Genomic DNA, 1441 nt, shown 5'->3' with positions numbered 1-1441 from the left:
CGTGCGAGTGGCGGTGCCCCGCGCCGCGAGGAACACTGGCTGGACGGGCCGATGCCGTTCGTCGGTCCGGGAACCACCGGGTGAGACGTGGTCTCACGGCTGTATGTCACCAGGGAGACGCGCATGTCCTCGAAGAGGCGCCGCAAGAAGAAGGCGCGCCGCAACCATGCGGCGAACCACGGGAAGCGACCGCAGTCCTGAAGGAGAAGCACCGCCGGGGCGGGCGTGGCGAGGACGAGCCTGTGCAACGGCTTCCCCTCCAGGGCCGACCCGGTGAGGGCCTGCCTCGACGCACGGCACGAGGAGTGGCCGGGCCCGTACCGGCGCCGACTGGAGCAGGCCCGGGACGGTCGCGGGGGCGGTGCGCGTACCGGTGACGTCGGTGCCGTGGGGCACCACGGGCACCACGCGGCCTCCCCCCGCGGTGGGACCGCTCGCGATCGGGGCCGTCGCCATGGACTTGGGCGGACTGCCCCCACCCTCGTCACCGTCCCGCACATCCGTCGGTGGGCCCTTCGGCCGCCGCGCACAGGGATGGGGTGCTGAGGCGAGGTGACGGGCACCCGGGTGGTGGCCGCCCCGCGGTCCCGGTCCGCCGCCGGGCGGTGCCGGACGCGCGTCGATCCTCATGGCGGAGCAGGATGGAACGAGAGGGGCGGCGAACCGGGGAGGTGCGGTGATGGACGACGAGGCCGAGAACGACGAGGCGCCCGTCAAGGAGGACGACCCGTACGACGGCGGACCCGACGCCGAGGACCTCGAGGAGTACACGGAGCCGGAACCGTACGACGACGAGCCGGGCGCCTACGGGGCGGAGGACGTGGCCGCCGCCCTGGGAACCCCCGTGGTCGCCGATGCGAACCCCGACGTCTTCCTGGACGTTCCGGTGCTGAAGGTCGACGAGATCGACCTGGACGTCGAGGACCTGCGGGCGCACGTCTCCCTGCAGGCCGAGGTGCTGGACCTGCTGAAGCTGAGTGTGGGCGCCGACGTCGTCCTTGGCCGCGTGCACCTGGGGATTTCGGGTGTGGAGGCGCAGGCCCGGCTCAGGGTGCGGCTCGACAATGTCGCCATGATCATCGATCGGGTGCTCACGACACTCGATCGCCATCCGGAGATCCTGCGCGATCTGACGCGAGGGGTCGGATCAGCCGTACGGGACGTCGGTGGCGGAGCCCGTCAAGCCGTGGGCGAGGTGGGTACGGGTGCCGGACGGGCCGTGCGGGACGTCGGCCGGGGAGCCGGGACCGCCGTCCGGGACGTGGGCCGCGGCGTCGGCTCGGTGGCGGAGGACGTCGGCCGGGGAGCCGGCACGGCCGTCCGGGACGTGGGCCGTGATGCCGGACGCGCGGTGGAGGACGTCGGTGGAGCCGGCCGGGCGGCTGTCGGCGAGGCCGGCGGAGAGGTCGGCGACATCACCGGGAGCGCTGCGGATGAAGCC

At 73.5% G+C, this 1441-nt stretch carries 1 protein-coding gene; it reads left to right on the top strand.

The annotated features are described in order from the left end of the window. Positions 1 to 679 precede the first annotated feature (679 nt). A partial coding sequence (locus B7767_RS39665) for a hypothetical protein (protein ID WP_085576163.1) occupies positions 680 to 1441 on the top strand: 762 nt, incomplete at its 3' end.

The sequence above is a fragment of the Streptomyces sp. 13-12-16 genome, from assembly GCF_002114215.1.
Taxonomy (GTDB): domain Bacteria; phylum Actinomycetota; class Actinomycetes; order Streptomycetales; family Streptomycetaceae; genus Streptomyces.
The sequence above is the reverse complement of the archived record's forward strand: the minus strand, read 5'-3'. Positions and strand labels throughout refer to the sequence as shown.